At 62.4% G+C, this 15191-nt stretch carries 13 protein-coding genes; 6 read left to right on the plus strand and 7 right to left on the minus strand.

The annotated features are described in order from the left end of the window. Positions 1 to 119 precede the first annotated feature (119 nt). A complete protein-coding gene (gene acs, locus IAE38_RS09205) occupies positions 120 to 2081 on the minus strand; it encodes an acetate--CoA ligase (protein WP_028635499.1) in 1962 nt (653 codons plus the stop codon). 395 nt (positions 2082 to 2476) lie between these two features. On the opposite strand from acs, the gene IAE38_RS09210 reads away from it, so the two are divergent. Continuing rightward, positions 2477 to 2731, plus strand: a complete 255-nt coding sequence (locus IAE38_RS09210; protein ID WP_028635498.1) for a DUF2790 domain-containing protein — start codon at positions 2477 to 2479, stop codon at positions 2729 to 2731. A 95-nt stretch (positions 2732 to 2826) separates the two neighbouring features. On the opposite strand, the gene IAE38_RS09215 is transcribed toward IAE38_RS09210, so the two are convergent. Further along, the gene (locus tag IAE38_RS09215; protein ID WP_201217211.1) at positions 2827 to 4386 is read right to left on the minus strand and encodes a sigma-54-dependent transcriptional regulator; all 1560 of its coding nucleotides are present in this window, start codon (positions 4384 to 4386) and stop codon (positions 2827 to 2829) included. Between the two features lie 254 nt (positions 4387 to 4640). On the opposite strand from IAE38_RS09215, the gene phhA reads away from it, so the two are divergent. The 3 genes from phhA to IAE38_RS24080 all read left to right on the plus strand — a co-directional run bounded on the left by phhA (position 4641) and on the right by IAE38_RS24080 (position 6113). Next, positions 4641 to 5429, plus strand: coding sequence for a phenylalanine 4-monooxygenase (gene phhA, locus IAE38_RS09220; protein ID WP_201164585.1), 789 nt, complete (start codon positions 4641 to 4643; stop codon positions 5427 to 5429). A gap of 39 nt (positions 5430 to 5468) precedes the next feature. Then, positions 5469 to 5825, plus strand: a complete 357-nt coding sequence (locus IAE38_RS09225; RefSeq protein WP_028635495.1) for a 4a-hydroxytetrahydrobiopterin dehydratase — start codon at positions 5469 to 5471, stop codon at positions 5823 to 5825. 159 nt (positions 5826 to 5984) lie between these two features. Continuing rightward, the gene (locus IAE38_RS24080) at positions 5985 to 6113 is read left to right on the plus strand and encodes a hypothetical protein (RefSeq protein ID WP_268933268.1); all 129 of its coding nucleotides are present in this window, start codon (positions 5985 to 5987) and stop codon (positions 6111 to 6113) included. A gap of 82 nt (positions 6114 to 6195) precedes the next feature. On the opposite strand, the gene ydiJ is transcribed toward IAE38_RS24080, so the two are convergent. Further along, positions 6196 to 9216, minus strand: coding sequence for a D-2-hydroxyglutarate dehydrogenase YdiJ (ydiJ, locus tag IAE38_RS09230; RefSeq protein WP_201217213.1), 3021 nt, complete (start codon positions 9214 to 9216; stop codon positions 6196 to 6198). A gap of 150 nt (positions 9217 to 9366) precedes the next feature. Here ydiJ and IAE38_RS09235 point away from each other — a divergent pair, with 150 nt between their 5' ends. Then, entirely contained in the window at positions 9367 to 10251 is an 885-nt protein-coding gene (locus IAE38_RS09235) for a LysR substrate-binding domain-containing protein (RefSeq protein ID WP_201164583.1), read from the plus strand. A gap of 76 nt (positions 10252 to 10327) precedes the next feature. On the opposite strand, the gene IAE38_RS09240 is transcribed toward IAE38_RS09235, so the two are convergent. After that, entirely contained in the window at positions 10328 to 11746 is a 1419-nt protein-coding gene (locus IAE38_RS09240; RefSeq protein ID WP_201164582.1) for an amino acid permease, read from the minus strand. Between the two features lie 68 nt (positions 11747 to 11814). Here IAE38_RS09240 and IAE38_RS09245 point away from each other — a divergent pair, with 68 nt between their 5' ends. Continuing rightward, a complete protein-coding gene (locus tag IAE38_RS09245; RefSeq protein ID WP_201164581.1) occupies positions 11815 to 12027 on the plus strand; it encodes a hypothetical protein in 213 nt (70 codons plus the stop codon). Positions 12028 to 12405: 378 nt separating this feature from the next. On the opposite strand, the gene rluB is transcribed toward IAE38_RS09245, so the two are convergent. The 3 genes from rluB to IAE38_RS09260 form a co-directional block, all read right to left on the minus strand. Next, on the minus strand, positions 12406 to 13458 hold the full coding sequence (gene rluB / locus IAE38_RS09250) for a 23S rRNA pseudouridine(2605) synthase RluB (RefSeq protein ID WP_201164580.1): 1053 nt from the start codon (positions 13456 to 13458) through the stop codon (positions 12406 to 12408). Positions 13459 to 13607: 149 nt separating this feature from the next. Further along, on the minus strand, positions 13608 to 14372 hold the full coding sequence (scpB, locus tag IAE38_RS09255; protein WP_201164579.1) for an SMC-Scp complex subunit ScpB: 765 nt from the start codon (positions 14370 to 14372) through the stop codon (positions 13608 to 13610). Further along, positions 14359 to 15084 carry a segregation and condensation protein A gene (locus tag IAE38_RS09260; protein WP_161629602.1) on the minus strand — a complete coding sequence of 242 codons (726 nt, stop codon included), beginning with the start codon at positions 15082 to 15084 and terminating at the stop codon, positions 14359 to 14361. Before IAE38_RS09260 ends, scpB begins: the two co-directional genes overlap by 14 nt. Positions 15085 to 15191: the final 107 nt, after the last annotated feature.

Below are 15191 nucleotides of genomic sequence, written 5' to 3' on the forward strand. Positions count from 1 at the left end.
GGCGGTGACAGATCGGGTTACCGATGAATGTCGGGTAACAATAAAGCAAAAACCCCGCCGAATGCTCGGGCGGGGTTTGCAGGGGGCCACTAACCGCCGGCTTTTCGGCGATGGCCCGCTCAGGCAGTCGCCAGGTTCATCGCCTTGTGTGTGTCGATCAGGTGCTGCACCACCCCAGGGTCTGCCAGGGTAGAGATATCACCCAACGCATCGTACTCCCCGGTGGCGATCTTGCGCAGGATGCGGCGCATGATCTTGCCCGACCGGGTTTTTGGCAGGCCCGGGGCCCACTGAATGACGTCTGGCGAAGCGATCGGGCCAATTTCCTTGCGCACCCAGTTCTTCAGCTCCAGGCGCAATTGCTCGGTAGGCTCAATGCCGGCATTGAGGGTGACGTAGACATAGATGCCCTGGCCCTTGATGTCGTGCGGCACACCCACCACGGCGGCTTCAGCCACTTTGGCATGGGCCACCATGGCGCTCTCGATCTCGGCGGTGCCCATGCGGTGGCCGGACACGTTGAGCACGTCATCCACACGGCCGGTGATCCAGAAGTAGCCGTCCTCGTCGCGGCGCGCGCCGTCGCCGGTGAAGTACATGCCGCGGAAGGTCTTGAAGTAGGTATCGACGAAGCGGTCGTGGTCACCATACAGCGACCGCGACTGGCCCGGCCAGGAGTCGAGAATGACCAGGTTGCCCTCGGCGGCCCCCTCGATCAGGTTGCCCAGGTTGTCCACCAGGGCCGGCACCACACCAAAGAATGGCCGGGTGGCCGAGCCTGGCTTGAGGGCCGTGGCACCTGGCAGCGGGCTGATCAGGATGCCCCCGGTTTCGGTCTGCCACCAGGTGTCGACGATCGGGCAGCGCTCCTTGCCAACGGTCTTGTAGTACCAGTTCCAGGCTTCAGGGTTGATCGGCTCACCCACCGAACCCAGCAGGCGCAGGCTGGAGCCGTCGGCGCCGTCTACCGCCGCCTGCCCCTCGGCCATCATCGCGCGGATGGCAGTGGGTGCGGTGTACAGGATGTTGACCTTGTGCTTGTCGACGATTTTCGACACGCGGGTGATGTCCGGGTAGTTCGGCACGCCTTCGAACAGCAGCGTGGTCGCCCCGTTGGCCAGCGGGCCGTAGACGATGTAGCTGTGGCCAGTCACCCAACCCACGTCGGCTGTGCACCAGTACACCTCGCCCGGGCGGTAGTCGAACACGCGCTCATGGGTGAGCGCTGCGTACACCAGGTAACCACCGGTGGTATGCAGTACGCCCTTGGGTTTGCCGGTGGAGCCGGATGTGTAGAGGATGAACAGCGCTTCTTCGGCGCCCATTTCTTTCGGTGCGCAGTGGCTGGAGGCCACTTTCATCAGGTCTTCGTACCAGATGTCGCGATGCTGGTGCCAGGCGATGTCGCCACCGGTGCGCTTGCACACGATGATCTTCTGCACGCTGCTGGTTTCCGGGTTGGTCAACGCCAGGTCGACGTTGCCCTTGAGCGGCGTGCGGCGGCCACCGCGCACACCCTCGTCGGCAGTGATTACCACCTTAGACTTGCAATCGATGATGCGCCCGGCCAGGGCCTCAGGGGAGAAACCACCGAATACCACCGAGTGGATCGCGCCGATGCGGGCACAAGCCAGCATGGCCACCACGGCCTCGGGGATCATCGGCATGTAGATGGTGACCACATCACCGCGGTGCACATCCTGCCCGCGCAGGGCGTTGGCGAACTTGCAGACTTGCTCGTGCAGCTCGCGGTAGGTGATGTTGCGGTGCTCGGAAGGGTCGTCGCCCTCCCAGATGATGGCCAGCTGGTCACCGCGCTCTTCGAGGTGGCGGTCGAGGCAGTTGGAGGAAACGTTCAGAGTGCCGTCGGCGAACCACTTGATGTCCACATGGTGGTCGTCGAACGAGGTCTGCTTGACCTTGGTGAACGGCTTGATCCAGTCCAGACGCTGGGCCTGCTCACGCCAGAAGCCGTCCGGGTTGATCACCGATTGCTGGTACATGGCCTTGTAGGTGGCCTCGTCGGTCAGGGTGGTGGCCGCGATCTCGGGACGAACGGGATACAGTGGAGCCGCACTCATCTTATTTACCTCGGTGTAATAGTTGTTTTTGTATGGGACCGTTGTAACTGTACCAGAGCGATAAACGCCATTCGACGTTGGTAGTAATTTCCCCGGCAGGTCGCTGGAAACTGCGCAGGCCATGCCTTCACCGCTCGGCATTGCACGCCCCAGGCGGACCACAAGATTGTTACCAATTCTGCCAAAACACTTTATCAAAAGCGCCACTGTTTCAAGTTGAACCGCCGCCCTAGAATTCACCTCGCCAACAACGGCACATGGATTAACGACTGACACCCGCCCCCACACAGGCAACCGTTAATCTTCTTATTAAAGTAACTGATTGCAACAACTGCAGTCGCGGCGCCCAGTGTGCCGCGTGCACCCCCTCACGGCCTTATATAGGTAAACGAAAAATGAAAGCGTTACTGGTATTGGTACTTGGCAGCTTGTGCGGTGCGGCAATGGCCGACGACGTCAAGGTTGCCGAGCAGATTCCGGTCGAACAGTACAGCTACTCGCAGCACCTGGACATCGCCCACGTCATTTCCCTGAGCGAAGTACCCAATGTCTGCGAAGTGGTACCGGCGCGCATGACCTACGAAGACTCGCAGGGCCAGCGACACATCCTTGAATACCGCGTCATGGGCGGTGGTTGCTCGAATGGGTGATACCGTGTGAACGGGGCCCTGTGGGGCCCCTTCGCGGTGATACCCGCCGCCAAAGGGAGCCTATATAACTGCCTAACGCGTCATCATTAATAAGTTTAGTCCAGCGACTTGCCGAGTTGATAATCCCGCAACTTGTTGGCAATCGTAGTGTGCGATACGCCTAGCCGTTTGCCCAATGCGCGACTGCTCTTGAACTCCCCCATCAAACTTTCCAGCACGGCCTTTTCAAAACGCCCCACAATCGCGGAAAGATCACCCTCCAGCGAAAAATCCCCCAACGGTTGACGGACGCCATAATCAGGCAGGCGCACATGCTCACTTTTCACCACGCCTCCTTCCGATAAAGAAACCGCCTGGAACACTACGTTTTCCAGTTGCCGTACATTACCCGGCCAGTTATAGGCGGCCAGTTTTTCCCGTGCAGCGGCGGCCAACCGTGGCAGGGCGCAACCAATCTGCCGGCTGGCCTGGTCGAGAAAATGCTCCACCAGCCCGTCCAGGCCATCCATGCATTCACGCAGGGGCGGAATATGCAAGGACAGCACATTGAGGCGGTGGTACAGGTCCTGGCGGAATTCACCCCGCGCACAGAGTTCGGACAGGTCAACCTGGGTGGCGCAGATCACCCGCACATCCAAGTACACCTCTTCGTCGCTACCCACCCTTCGGAAGCAGCCGTCCTGCAAAAAGCGCAGCAGCTTCACCTGCAGCCGCGGGCTCATCTCCCCTACCCCATCGAGGAACAACGTACCGCCAGCGGTCAGTTCCAGCAGCCCCAGCTTGCCCTCCGCACGGGCGCCCTCGAATGCCCCGGGGCCATAGCCGAACAGCTCGGTTTCAGCCATGGATTCCGGCAACCCGGCGCAGTTGAGGGCCATCAGCGGTGACTGGCCACGGGGGCTGGCCAGGTGACAGGCGCGGGCCAGCAGCTCTTTACCCGTACCCGTCTCGCCTTCGATCAGCAATGGCGCATCCAGCGGCGCCATGCGCCGCGCTTCACGGACCACGGCGGCCATCACCCGCGAACTCTGGAAGATGCTGTCGAAGCCGCGCAACTCCTGCTTGCGCACATTGTAGATGCGCTCGCCGATACGATCGGCGCGGTGCAGTGTCAGCACCGCACCCGCCAGGGCCTCGCTGTCATCGTGCTCGGATTGAAGCGGTGCGATATCCGCCAGGAACACGCCCCCTTTCACCTGAACCCGCAGCCCGTTGATACGCGACTTGTTGGCCCGCACCAACTGCGGCAGGTCGAAGTCCTCCACGTAACGCGCCAGCGGCATGCCGGGCACCTCGTCTACCCGCACCCCCAGCAACTGCGCCGCAGCCCGGTTGGCGGCGACGATGCTACCCGCCATGTCTACGGACAGCACCGGAAACTCCAACGCCCCGAGCAAGGCATTGAGCTCCATGTGCCGCCGCTCGCTGGGCATCAACCCCACCCGCTTGACCCCGAACACCCCGGCAATGGCCTCGAACTTGGGCCGTAACGCCTGGAACTGCAGATTGATCAAATTCGGGCAATGCAGGTAGATGGCATTGCCGTGGTCACCCCCTACCTCGCCGCGCAGCACGTTGATACCGTATTCCACCAACAGGTTGAGGATGTCCCGCAGGATGCCTATGCGGTTCTGACAATGCACTTTGATACGCATGCGCGCTCCAAGACCCGATGTTTATCATCGAGCCTGTGAAAATCTGTAAAGTTAACTTTCCAAGATCAGGCTATTTACCGTCTGTATATAGCGGATTTTCCAACGGCCAGCGTGATTTGTAAAACAATCGTTACGAATCCCACGCTTATTAACCCCCATGCCGTGCTCACCACCCGGTGCAACCGCCGCCCGGAAGCGCTATTCCTGATGCATGTCCTGAACACAACAAGAACAGCGTTCACCAGGAGACACCCATGAAGCACACGCAGTACGTGGCAAGAGAGCCCGATGCGCAGGGGTTTATCGATTACCCGCAGCAAGATCATGCGGTGTGGAATACCCTGATCACCCGCCAACTGAAGGTCATCGAAGGCCGCGCCTGCCAGGAGTACCTGGACGGCATCGAGCTGCTCGGCCTGCCCCATGACCGCATTCCGCAGCTGGGTGAAATCAACAAGGTGCTCGGTACCACCACGGGCTGGCAGGTTGCCCGCGTACCTGCACTGATTCCCTTCCAGACCTTCTTTGAACTGCTGGCCAGCAAGCGTTTCCCGGTGGCCACGTTCATTCGCACCGCTGAAGAGCTGGATTACCTGCAAGAACCCGACATCTTCCACGAAATTTTCGGCCACTGCCCGTTGCTCACCAATCCCTGGTTCGCCGAGTTCACCCACACCTATGGCAAGCTGGGGTTGGCCGCGAGCAAGGAGCAGCGGGTGTTCCTGGCCAGGCTGTACTGGATGACCATCGAATTCGGCCTGATGGAGACCCCGCAGGGCCGCAAGATCTACGGCGGCGGTATTCTCTCGTCACCCAAGGAAACCGTGTATAGCCTGTCGGGCGAACCGGAACACCAGGCCTTCGATCCGATCGAAGCCATGCGCACGCCCTACCGTATCGACATTCTGCAGCCGCTGTACTTCGTGCTGCCGAACATGAAGCGGCTGTTTGACCTGGCCCACGAAGACATCATGGGCATGGTGCGGCAAGCTTCGCAGCTGGGCCTGCACGCCCCGAAGTTTCCGCCCAAGGCGGCTGCCTGAGCCGCCCTGCCGATAACAACTCGAACTGGAAAATACCCTATGAACGCCTTGAACCAAGCCCACTGCGAAGCCTGCCGGGCCGATGCGCCAAAGGTCACCGAGCAGGAACTGGCCGAACTGATCCGCGAAATCCCGGACTGGAACATCGAAGTCCGTGACGGCCATATGGAACTGGAGCGCGTGTTCCTGTTCAAGAACTTCAAACATGCCCTGGCTTTCACCAACGCGGTCGGCGAAATCGCCGAGGCCGAAGGCCACCACCCCGGGCTGCTGACCGAGTGGGGCAAGGTGACGGTGACTTGGTGGAGCCATTCGATCAAAGGCCTGCACCGCAACGACTTCATCATGTGCGCGCGCACCGACAAGGTCGCCGAGGGTGCCGAAGGCCGCAAGTGATAGCGGCGGGCGGATCCGTCCGGTATCCGCCCGCTATAGCAACCGGCGAACGGGAAAAATCGAAACTGTCACCCAGACTTGTGTATCCTGCCTCAGCTTTGCGAAGCCTTACACGCGCCTGGCGCAGCCTTTTCACTCACACTTGCGAGGAACGACGAGATGCATGAAATCCCGAACTTTCCCTTCCCAAGCCTGAACCCCGAAGAGCCCACCGTTACCGCCCACGCCGAGCCGGCACCTGCACGCGAGCAGGAGGGTGACGATCAACCCAGCGCCGAACAGGACTAGAACGCGCGCGCCGACAGTGTGAAAACGGCTGACCTGCGGGCTACCCCCGTCATCACGTTTTCACACTCCCCACACCTGGGGCTCAACCCCGGGCGTACTGCAACACCACTTCCAATGGGTGACGCATCTGCCGCTCGGTCATGCGCTTGACCTGGCTGCGGCACGAATAGCCCGTTGCCAACGGCTCCCCTTCCTTGTCCAGCTTGGTTGCCCAGGACTGCTCGAAAATGGTTTTCGAGGTGTGCTGGTTGCGAGCCTCATGGCCATACGTGCCCGACATGCCGCAACAGCCGGTAGCTTCGGTCACCAGCTTCAAACCCAGACGCTGGAATACCTGCTCCCACTGCCGGGTGCTGGCGGGCGCATTGGTTTTTTCGGTGCAGTGCGCCATCAGGCGGAAGCTGGCCGTGGCGCCAGTCGCCTGCTCTGGCAGGGCATTGAGCAGCCACTCCTGGGGTAGCAGCACCTGCGGGCAACCCTGCAGGCCAGGCACTTTCTGGTACTCCTGGCGGTACACCAAGGTCATGGCCGGGTCCAAGCCCACCAGCGGCACCCCGCAATCGGCCAGGGCTTGCAGTTGAGTAGCATTGCGGATGGCCGCCTTGGCGAATGCCCCCAGGAAGCCCTGCACATGCAAAGGCTTGCCATTGGCGCTGTAGGGCGCCAGGAACACACGGTGGCCCAGACGGTGTGCCAGGTCGATGAAGGCCGACAGCAACGGTGTCTCGAAGTAGCGGGTGAACGCATCCTGTACCAGCACGATGCTGCGCTCGCGCTGGGCCGGGGTCAGCTCGCGCAGCGCCGGCACCGTAGCCACGCCCACGCGGCAGCGGGTCAGGGTGGCCTGGAAGTTGAAGCGGCTGATCAGCGGGCTGTCGACCATGCCTACCTTGTCGGCCAACAGGCGGCTGACCCACCTGGACCCCATCAGCGCGTTGTACAGCCCTGGCGCATGGGCCAGGTAGGGGATGGTGAACTCCAACGAACCGATCAGGTAGTCACGCAGGGGCCGCTGATAACGCCCGTGGTACAGCTCGAGGAAGCGCGAACGGAAGTCCGGCACATTGACCTTGATCGGGCATTGCCCTGCGCAGGATTTGCACGCCAGGCAACCGGCCATGGCGTCGTACACTTCATGGGAAAAATCGCCCTCCCCCTGCTGGCGGGCGCGATTGTTGCGCAGGCGCGCCGGCAGGCCTTTAAGCCAGGCCACCTGGCCACGCGCGCTGGCCAGCACGTCTATACCGGCATCGCCCTGCAGACGCAGCCATTCGCGCATCAGCGAAGCGCGGCCTTTGGGCGAATGCCGACGTTCACGGGTGGCCTTCCACGACGGGCACATGGCGTCGTTGGGGTCGTAGTTGTAGCAGGCACCATTGCCGTTGCAGTGCACCGCACTGCCGAAGCTCTGCCAGACCCGCTCGTCGATGGTACGGTCAAGGTCACCGCGCAGCGTCACGCCATCGACCCGGGTCAAGCCCTCGTTACTGCCGGCAGGGGTGCAGATTTTGCCCGGGTTGAGCTGGTTATGGGGGTCGAACGCTGCCTTCAGCCGCTGCAGCGACGGGTAGAGTTCGCCGAAGTATTCAGGGACGTATTCCGAACGCAAGCCTTTGCCATGCTCACCCCACAGCAGGCCGCCATAGCGGCGGGTCAGCGCCGCGACGGCGTCGGAGATGGGCTTGACCAACGCAGCCTGAGCCGGGTCTTTCATGTCCAGCGCCGGGCGCACGTGCAGCACCCCGGCATCCACATGCCCGAACATGCCGTAGGCCAGGCCATAGCCATCGAGCAATGCGCGGAAGTCGGCGATGTAATCGGCCAGTTGCTCTGGCGGCACCGCGGTGTCTTCCACGAAGGGTTGCGGGCGCACTTCACCCTCCACGTTGCCCAGCAAACCCACAGAACGCTTGCGCATGGTGTAGACCCGGGTCACCGCCTCGGCGCCTTCGGCGAGGGTGTGGCCCAGGCGCTCGACACCGGTGTCGGTGCGCAGGTGCTCGATGAACGCCTGCACCTTGTTGTTGACTTCGGCGGGGTCGTCGCCGCAGAACTCCACCAGGTTGATGCCCAGGGTTGGGCGCTCGGGGTCGGCCGGGAAGTACTCGGCAACGCTGTGCCAGACGATGTCCTTCATCGCCAGCATCAGCACCTTGGAATCGACTGTCTCGATCGACAGGGGCCGGTGGGCCATCAGCGCGTTGGCATCGCGCAGGGCATCCATGAAGCTGCCGTAACGCACGTTCACCAGCACCGCGTACTTGGGAATCGGCAGCACATTCAGCTTGGCCTCGACCACATAGCCCAGCGAACCCTCGGCACCGCACAGCACGCTGTTGAGGTTGAAGCGGCCGTGCTCGTCGCGCAGGTGTGCCAGGTCGTAGCCGGTCAGGCAGCGGTTGAGCTTGGGGAAAGTGGCCTGGATACGCTCGGCCTGGGTGTCGTGAATCTCGCGGGCCATGCGATACACCTCGCCCACACGCCCCGGCGCTTCGCACGCCGCCTGCAACGCAGCGTCGTCGATCGGCTGGCTGTGCAGGTGCTCACCACCCAGCAGCACACTGTGCAGCTCCAGCACGTGATCGCGGGTTTTGCCGTACGTGCAGCTGCCCTGGCCGCTGGCATCGGTGTTGATCATGCCGCCGACGGTGGCGCGGTTGGAGGTGGACAGCTCCGGGGCAAAGAACAGCCCGTGGGGTTTCAGGGCCGCATTGAGCTGGTCCTTCACCGTACCGGCCTGCACCCGCACCCAGCGCTCCTGCACGTTGATCTCGAGGATGCGGTTCATGTGCCGGGACAGGTCGACCACGATACCGTCGGTCAACGACTGGCCATTGGTACCGGTACCGCCGCCACGCGGCGTCAGCTTCACCGCTTGAAAACGCGCCTCCCCCATTAAGGTGGCCACACGTGCCACGTCATCGGCATCAAGCGGGAACACCGCCGCCTGGGGCAGGCGCTGGTAGATGGAGTTGTCGGTGGCCAGCACCGTGCGGGTGCCGTAGTCGGCGCTTATCTCGCCACGAAAGCCGCTGTCGCGCAGGGCCTGGAGGAATGCAGGGTAATCGGCGGTGGGGGCAACGGTTTGCAGCTGGGCGATCATCGATGGATGGCCTCGGAATAATGGCGGTTCGCGGGATCAGTGTCGTGCCGGCATGGGTCGCTGCTGGCCTGATGACGTATGGGGCCATGTTCCTGTAGTTTTGCCTAAGGGGCAAACGGATAATCCTGCCGCTATTAATGACTTTGATGAATGAATTACCGCCACCTCACCCCATCCATGTCGCTGCTGCTGGCCTTCGAGGCGGCAGCGCGGCACCAGAGCTACACCCGCGCCGCCGCAGAGCTGTCGCTGACGCAAAGTGCCGTAAGCCGCCAGGTGCAGGCCCTGGAGCAGCAGCTTGGGCTGACCTTGTTCCGCCGCGAGGGGCGCCAGGTCCAGCTGACCGATGTGGGGCGCCTTTATCAGCGCGAACTCAGCGAGGCCTTGGGGCGCATCCGCAGCGCGACCTTGCAAGCGCTGGCCTACCAGTCCGGGGTCGGCACCCTGCGCCTGGCCACCCTGCCCACGTTCGGCTCCAAATGGCTGCTGCCACGCCTGCACGCGTTCTACCAGGCGCACCCTGGCATGCTGGTGCACATTCATTCACGCATCGAAGCCATCGACTTCGACACCAGCGAAATCGATGCAGCCATCGGCGTGGCCACCCATGACCTGCCAGGGTTGGTCTGCCACCGCCTGCATGCAGAGCAACTGGTGGTCATCCTGCCCCCGCAGGCGACCACAGATCGCCAGGGCTGGCCGCCCGCGCGCATCAGCGAACAGGTGCTGTTGAACGTGGCCAACAACCCCCATGCCTGGGGCGAATGGTTTTCGCACCACGGCCTGCCGCACCGGGCCATGCGCCTGGGGCCAAGCTTCGAGTTGACGTCGCACCTGATCCAGGCGGTACGGGCCGGTATCGGCATCGGCCTGGTGCCGCGCATTCTGGTGGAGGATGAACTGGCAAAAGGCGAGCTCTACAGCCCTGGCATGGCCTTCGCCAGCGAGCGCAGCTACTACCTGATCTACCCGCCCAGAAACGAAGGGCTGCCTTCGCTCAAGGCATTCAAAGGTTGGTTGCTGGCGCAGATTTGAACGGGCAGCAGCGGCCAATAAAAAACCCGAAGCCGTGCAGGGGCTTCGGGTTTTCGGCTACTTCGACCGCAGCGCTTTACTTGGCTACGCCGCCTGCCGCGTTCTGCGCACTGGCGCTGCGACGTGACTTGACCACGTACGAAACAAACATCACCAGCAACCATACCGGAATCGCGTAGACCGAGTTCTGGATGCCTGGAATCTGCAGCATGATGCCCAGAATGAACAGCACGAAGGCCAGCACCAGGTAGTTGCCGTACGGGTACCACAGCGCCTTGAACAGCGGCTGCTGGCCGCTACGGTTCAGGTGCTGGCGGAACTTGAGGTGCGAATAGCTGATCATCGCCCAGTTGATCACCAGCGTTGCGACCACCAGCGACATGAGCATTTCCAGCGCGTTGGCCGGCATCAGGTAATTGAGCAGCACGGCGATCAGCGTCACCGCTGCCGATACCAGAATCGAACGCACGGGCACCCCACGGCTGTCGACCTTGGCCAGCGCTGCGGGTGCATCGCCCTGCTCAGCCATGCCCAGCAGCATGCGGGCATTGCAGTACGTGCCGCTGTTGTACACCGACAGCGCTGCCGTCAGCACCACGAAGTTCAGCAGGTTGGCGGCCACGTCGCTGCCCAGCAGTGAGAACACCTGAACGAACGGGCTGCTGCCGTAGCTACCGCCAGAGGCATCGATGCTCGCCACCAGGGTGTCCCACGGGGTCAGCGACAGCAATACCACCAGCGCGCCCACGTAGAAGATGAGGATCCGGTAGATAACCTGGTTGATCGCCTTGGGGATGACCGTTTTCGGCTTGTCCGCTTCGGCAGCGGTGAAGCCGAGCATTTCCAGGCCGCCGAACGAGAACATGATGAAAGCCAGGGCCATCACCAGGCCGCTCACGCCATTGGGGAAGAAGCCGCCATGGGACCAGAGGTTGGTCAGGCTCGCGTCCGGGCCGCCATTGCCGCTGGTGAGCAGGTAGGCGCCCAGCGCGATCATGCTGACGATGGCGACCACCTTGATGATGGCGAACCAGAATTCAGCCTCGCCAAACAGCTTCACGTTCATCAGGTTGATGGCGTTGATCAGTACGAAGAACGCAGCCGCCGTGACCCAGACCGGGATCTCCGGCCACCAGTAATGCACATACTTGCCCACCGCCGACAGTTCGGACATGCCTACCAGGATGTAGAGCACCCAGCAGTTCCAACCGGACAGAAAGCCCGCAAAGCCGCCCCAGTAGGTGTGGGCGAAGTGGCTGAACGAACCGGCCACGGGCTCTTCGACGATCATCTCGCCAAGCTGGCGCATGATCAGGAAGGCAATGAAGCCGCAGATGGCATAGCCCAGAATCATCGACGGGCCTGCCGACTTCATCACCCCGGCCGAACCCAGGAACAGCCCCGTACCGATGGCGCCACCCAGCGCGATCAACTGGATGTGGCGATTTTTCAGGCCCCGCTTGAGCTCGCCTGAATGCATGTTGGGTTCAGTCATGAACGAAGTCACCTGCATTGTTTTTATCTGTGACGGAATCGGACCCACCGCGCTCGTGGCGCAGCGGAATGGGCAAGGTGATTACCTTGGGTTTCCTGAGCGAGGTGCCGCCGTGGGCGGATCAGCCTGGTGTGGTCAGGAGTGCGCGGTACGCAAAGGGGTCACAGGTAAAACGCGGCGCACTGTATAACCCTGCAAACGCGCAGGCGTCAACGCATCGCGTCTTTTCTTCGGCGAAAAGCGCAGCGTTCCTGTGGGATTTGCCGTTTAAGGCGGGGTGATCGGCGTACATGGCGCCTCCATTTGTTGTTTTAGCAGCCGGGCTCTGTGGCGGGCTGTTGCACGTAGCAATGGGGGGTATGACACCGTGGGGCGGGGGTTTGGGCAAGAGGGGGTGACGAGGTATGGGCTAGGTGGACGGCGTCGCGGCGGCAATATTTCTTTACGTACGCACGAAAAGTCTGAAATGCAGGGATAGGCTGGGGGTGGGCGTATAGTTTTTTTTACAGATTGGTTTGGAAACTTGCCAGGCGCCTGAAAGGTTGCTGCGGTTCGGGTGATGGGGATGAGGCTAGCGGGGATTTTGCCTGAAGAGGTAGCGCTTGCGAGATCGGGCACCGCTTTGGCGGCGCTCGATCTCACAGGCCGAACGAGGCCGATCAGCCGCGTGGCTTGCCGCGCCCACGGCCTGCTGGCTTGTCGCCGTGCGGCTTGTCGGTACGCTTGCGCATTTCGCTTGGGCGCTCAGCCACGGCACTGCCGCGGTTGGGCTTGCGCGGGGTTTCTTCGCGGGCTGGGCGCTCGGGCGCACCGTCCTGCGCAGGGCGCAGGCTGCGCACGCGCTCGCCACGGCCCAACGGGCGGGACGACTTGCGCTGCAGGCGCTCCATCTTGTCCTTGGCCTTGAGGTTCATGGCCGGCAGCGCTACCGGCTGCAAGCCCACTTCGGCGGCGAGGATGTCGATTTCGCCCTGGCTCATTTCACGCCAGCGGCCCATCGGCAGGTCGGAATTGAGGAACACCGGGCCAAAACGCACGCGCTTCAGGCGGCTGACCACCATGCCCTGGGACTCCCACAGGCGACGCACCTCACGGTTACGCCCTTCCATCACCACACAGTGGTACCAGTGGTTGAAGCCTTCACCACCCGGCGCCTTCTGGATGTCGGTGAATTTCGCCGGGCCGTCTTCGAGCATCACACCCGCCTTCAGGCGTTCGATCATCTCGTCGTCCACCTCACCACGCACCCGCACCGCATATTCACGGTCCATCTCGTAAGAAGGGTGCATCAGGCGGTTGGCCAGCTCACCGTCGGTGGTGAACAGCAGCAGCCCGGTGGTGTTGATGTCTAGGCGGCCGATGTTGATCCAGCGGCCCTCTTTCGGGCGCGGCAGGCGATCAAACACCGTCGGGCGACCTTCAGGGTCGTCACGGGTACAGATTTCACCGTCGGGCTTGTTGTACATGATCACCCGGCGGGTCGCCTCGGCGGCTTCCTCGCGCTTGATCAGCTTGCCGTCAACGGCAATGGCATCGTGCAGGTCGACACGCTGGCCAAGGGTAGCGGCAACGCCGTTGACCTTGATGCGGCCCTGGCTGATCCAGGCCTCGACGTCACGGCGCGAGCCCACGCCAATGCGCGCCAGCACTTTCTGCAGCTTCTCGCCAGCGGGTGGGGTAATTTCGGTTTGTTGCAGGTCTTGCTCACTCATCTGGGCACCTCCCGGTGTAGGAATGAAAACAGGCATTTGGCAGCGAATGCGCCAAAAGGCCGCGCATCATACGCGGTTGAGCGTGGGAACGCACCGCAGCTTAGCGGGTTTTAACAGCTAGACGCGGCCTTTCTGCCCAGTGGAAGCGCTCAAGGCTCCAGTTTGCCCGGGCTCTCTGCGGCAGGCTCGGTTTCGCGCAGGTCGTCGAAATCGGTCTTGAGCCCCTGCTCCATGGCGTCGAGCTCCACCAACAGGCTTCGAAAGCTGGTTTCGTCCTTCGGTGGCGCAGGGTCTTCCTCTTCCCCAAGACTGGCATCAGCCAACGCCTGCAAGTGGGCGGGCACCGGAGCGTCATCCGGGTCCAGCAGAGGCTCGGGTTCCATTTCCCGCAGGGCGGCAAGGGCGGGCAGGTCTTCCAGGCTTTTGAGGTTGAAGTGGTCGAGAAACGCCTTGGTGGTGGCGAACATCGCGGGCCGGCCTGGTACCTCGCGGTAGCCCACCACGCGAATCCACTCACGCTCCATCAGGGTTTTGACGATATTGCTGTTCACCGCCACACCACGTACGTCTTCGATTTCACCGCGAGTGATGGGCTGGCGGTAGGCGATCAGGGCCAGGGTTTCGAGCAGCGCCCGCGAGTAGCGCTGGGGGCGCTCTTCCCACAGCCTTCCCACCCAGGGGGCATACGCCTCGCGAATCTGCAGGCGGTAACCGCTGGCTACCTCCTTGAGTTCGAACGCACGGCCGTGGCACGACTTGCCCAGCACCTCCAGGGCCTGGCGAAACACCTTCGGCTCGGGGCGCTCGGCCTCTTCGAACAGCTCGTACAAGCGCTCCAGAGACTGGGGTTTGCCCGAGGCCAGCAGGAAGGCTTCAATCAGCGACGCCAGGTCGCGCGGTTCATTCAGGTTCATCGGGTTCTTCAACAGAGGCCGGGCGTAGCCGCACATGAATGGCGGCGAAGGCCTCATTCTGCACCAGTTCCACCAGCGTTTCCTTCACCAGTTCGAGAATGGCCATGAAGGTGACCACCACCCCCAGCTTGCCCTCTTCCGGCGTGAACAGCTCGACAAAGGGTACGAAACCACCGCCCTTCAGGCGCTCGAGTACCTGGCTCATGCGCTCGCGGGTCGACAGGGTTTCACGGGTGATCTGATGGCTTTCGAACAGGTCATTGCGGCGCATCACCTCGGCCATGGAAAACAACAGTTCTTCCAGGCTGACTTCGGGCAGCAGCTTGCGCACCTTGGCCTGCGGCGCTTCCAGGCACGGCACCAGCACCTCGCGCCCCACCCGCGACAACCCGTCGATGCCCTCGGCGGCGGCCTTGAACCGCTCGTACTCCTGCAGCCGGCGGATCAGTTCGGCGCGCGGGTCGCCCTCCTCTTCGTCCACGTCGACAGCGCGCGGCAGCAGCATGCGCGACTTGATCTCGGCAAGCATGGCCGCCATTACCAGGTACTCGGCAGCCAGCTCCAGGCGCACGCTTTTCATCAACTCGACGTACCCCATGTACTGTCGGGTAATTTCGGCCACCGGGATGTCGAGAATGTCGATGTTCTGCTTGCGGATCAGGTACAGCAGCAGGTCCAGCGGGCCTTCGAAGGCTTCGAGGATGACTTCCAGGGCATCGGGCGGGATATACAGGTCCAGCGGCAGCTCGGTAACCGCCTCGCCATACACCAGCGCCAGTTGCAACTGCCTGGGCACCTCGGCCTGGGGGGCCGGGGCCT

Source organism: Pseudomonas sp. S32, from assembly GCF_016648095.1.
Classification (GTDB): Bacteria; Pseudomonadota; Gammaproteobacteria; order Pseudomonadales; family Pseudomonadaceae; genus Aquipseudomonas; species Aquipseudomonas parafulva.

Excerpts from the sequence above, each read along its gene's own strand:
- rluB (WP_201164580.1), bottom strand. The coding sequence starts at position 13,458 with ATGAGTGAGCAAGACCTGCAACAAACCGAAATTACCCCACCCGCTGGC.
- ydiJ (WP_201217213.1), bottom strand. The coding sequence starts at position 9,216 with ATGATCGCCCAGCTGCAAACCGTTGCCCCCACCGCCGATTACCCTGCA.
- IAE38_RS09215 (WP_201217211.1), bottom strand. The coding sequence starts at position 4,386 with ATGCGTATCAAAGTGCATTGTCAGAACCGCATAGGCATCCTGCGGGAC.
- IAE38_RS09245 (WP_201164581.1), top strand. The coding sequence starts at position 11,815 with ATGGGCAAGGTGATTACCTTGGGTTTCCTGAGCGAGGTGCCGCCGTGG.
- IAE38_RS09210 (WP_028635498.1), top strand. The coding sequence starts at position 2,477 with ATGAAAGCGTTACTGGTATTGGTACTTGGCAGCTTGTGCGGTGCGGCA.
- acs (WP_028635499.1), bottom strand. The coding sequence starts at position 2,081 with ATGAGTGCGGCTCCACTGTATCCCGTTCGTCCCGAGATCGCGGCCACC.
- IAE38_RS09235 (WP_201164583.1), top strand. The coding sequence starts at position 9,367 with ATGAATTACCGCCACCTCACCCCATCCATGTCGCTGCTGCTGGCCTTC.
- scpB (WP_201164579.1), bottom strand. The coding sequence starts at position 14,372 with ATGAACCTGAATGAACCGCGCGACCTGGCGTCGCTGATTGAAGCCTTC.
- IAE38_RS09240 (WP_201164582.1), bottom strand. The coding sequence starts at position 11,746 with ATGACTGAACCCAACATGCATTCAGGCGAGCTCAAGCGGGGCCTGAAA.
- IAE38_RS09225 (WP_028635495.1), top strand. The coding sequence starts at position 5,469 with ATGAACGCCTTGAACCAAGCCCACTGCGAAGCCTGCCGGGCCGATGCG.
- IAE38_RS24080 (WP_268933268.1), top strand. The coding sequence starts at position 5,985 with ATGCATGAAATCCCGAACTTTCCCTTCCCAAGCCTGAACCCCGAAGAG.
- phhA (WP_201164585.1), top strand. The coding sequence starts at position 4,641 with ATGAAGCACACGCAGTACGTGGCAAGAGAGCCCGATGCGCAGGGGTTT.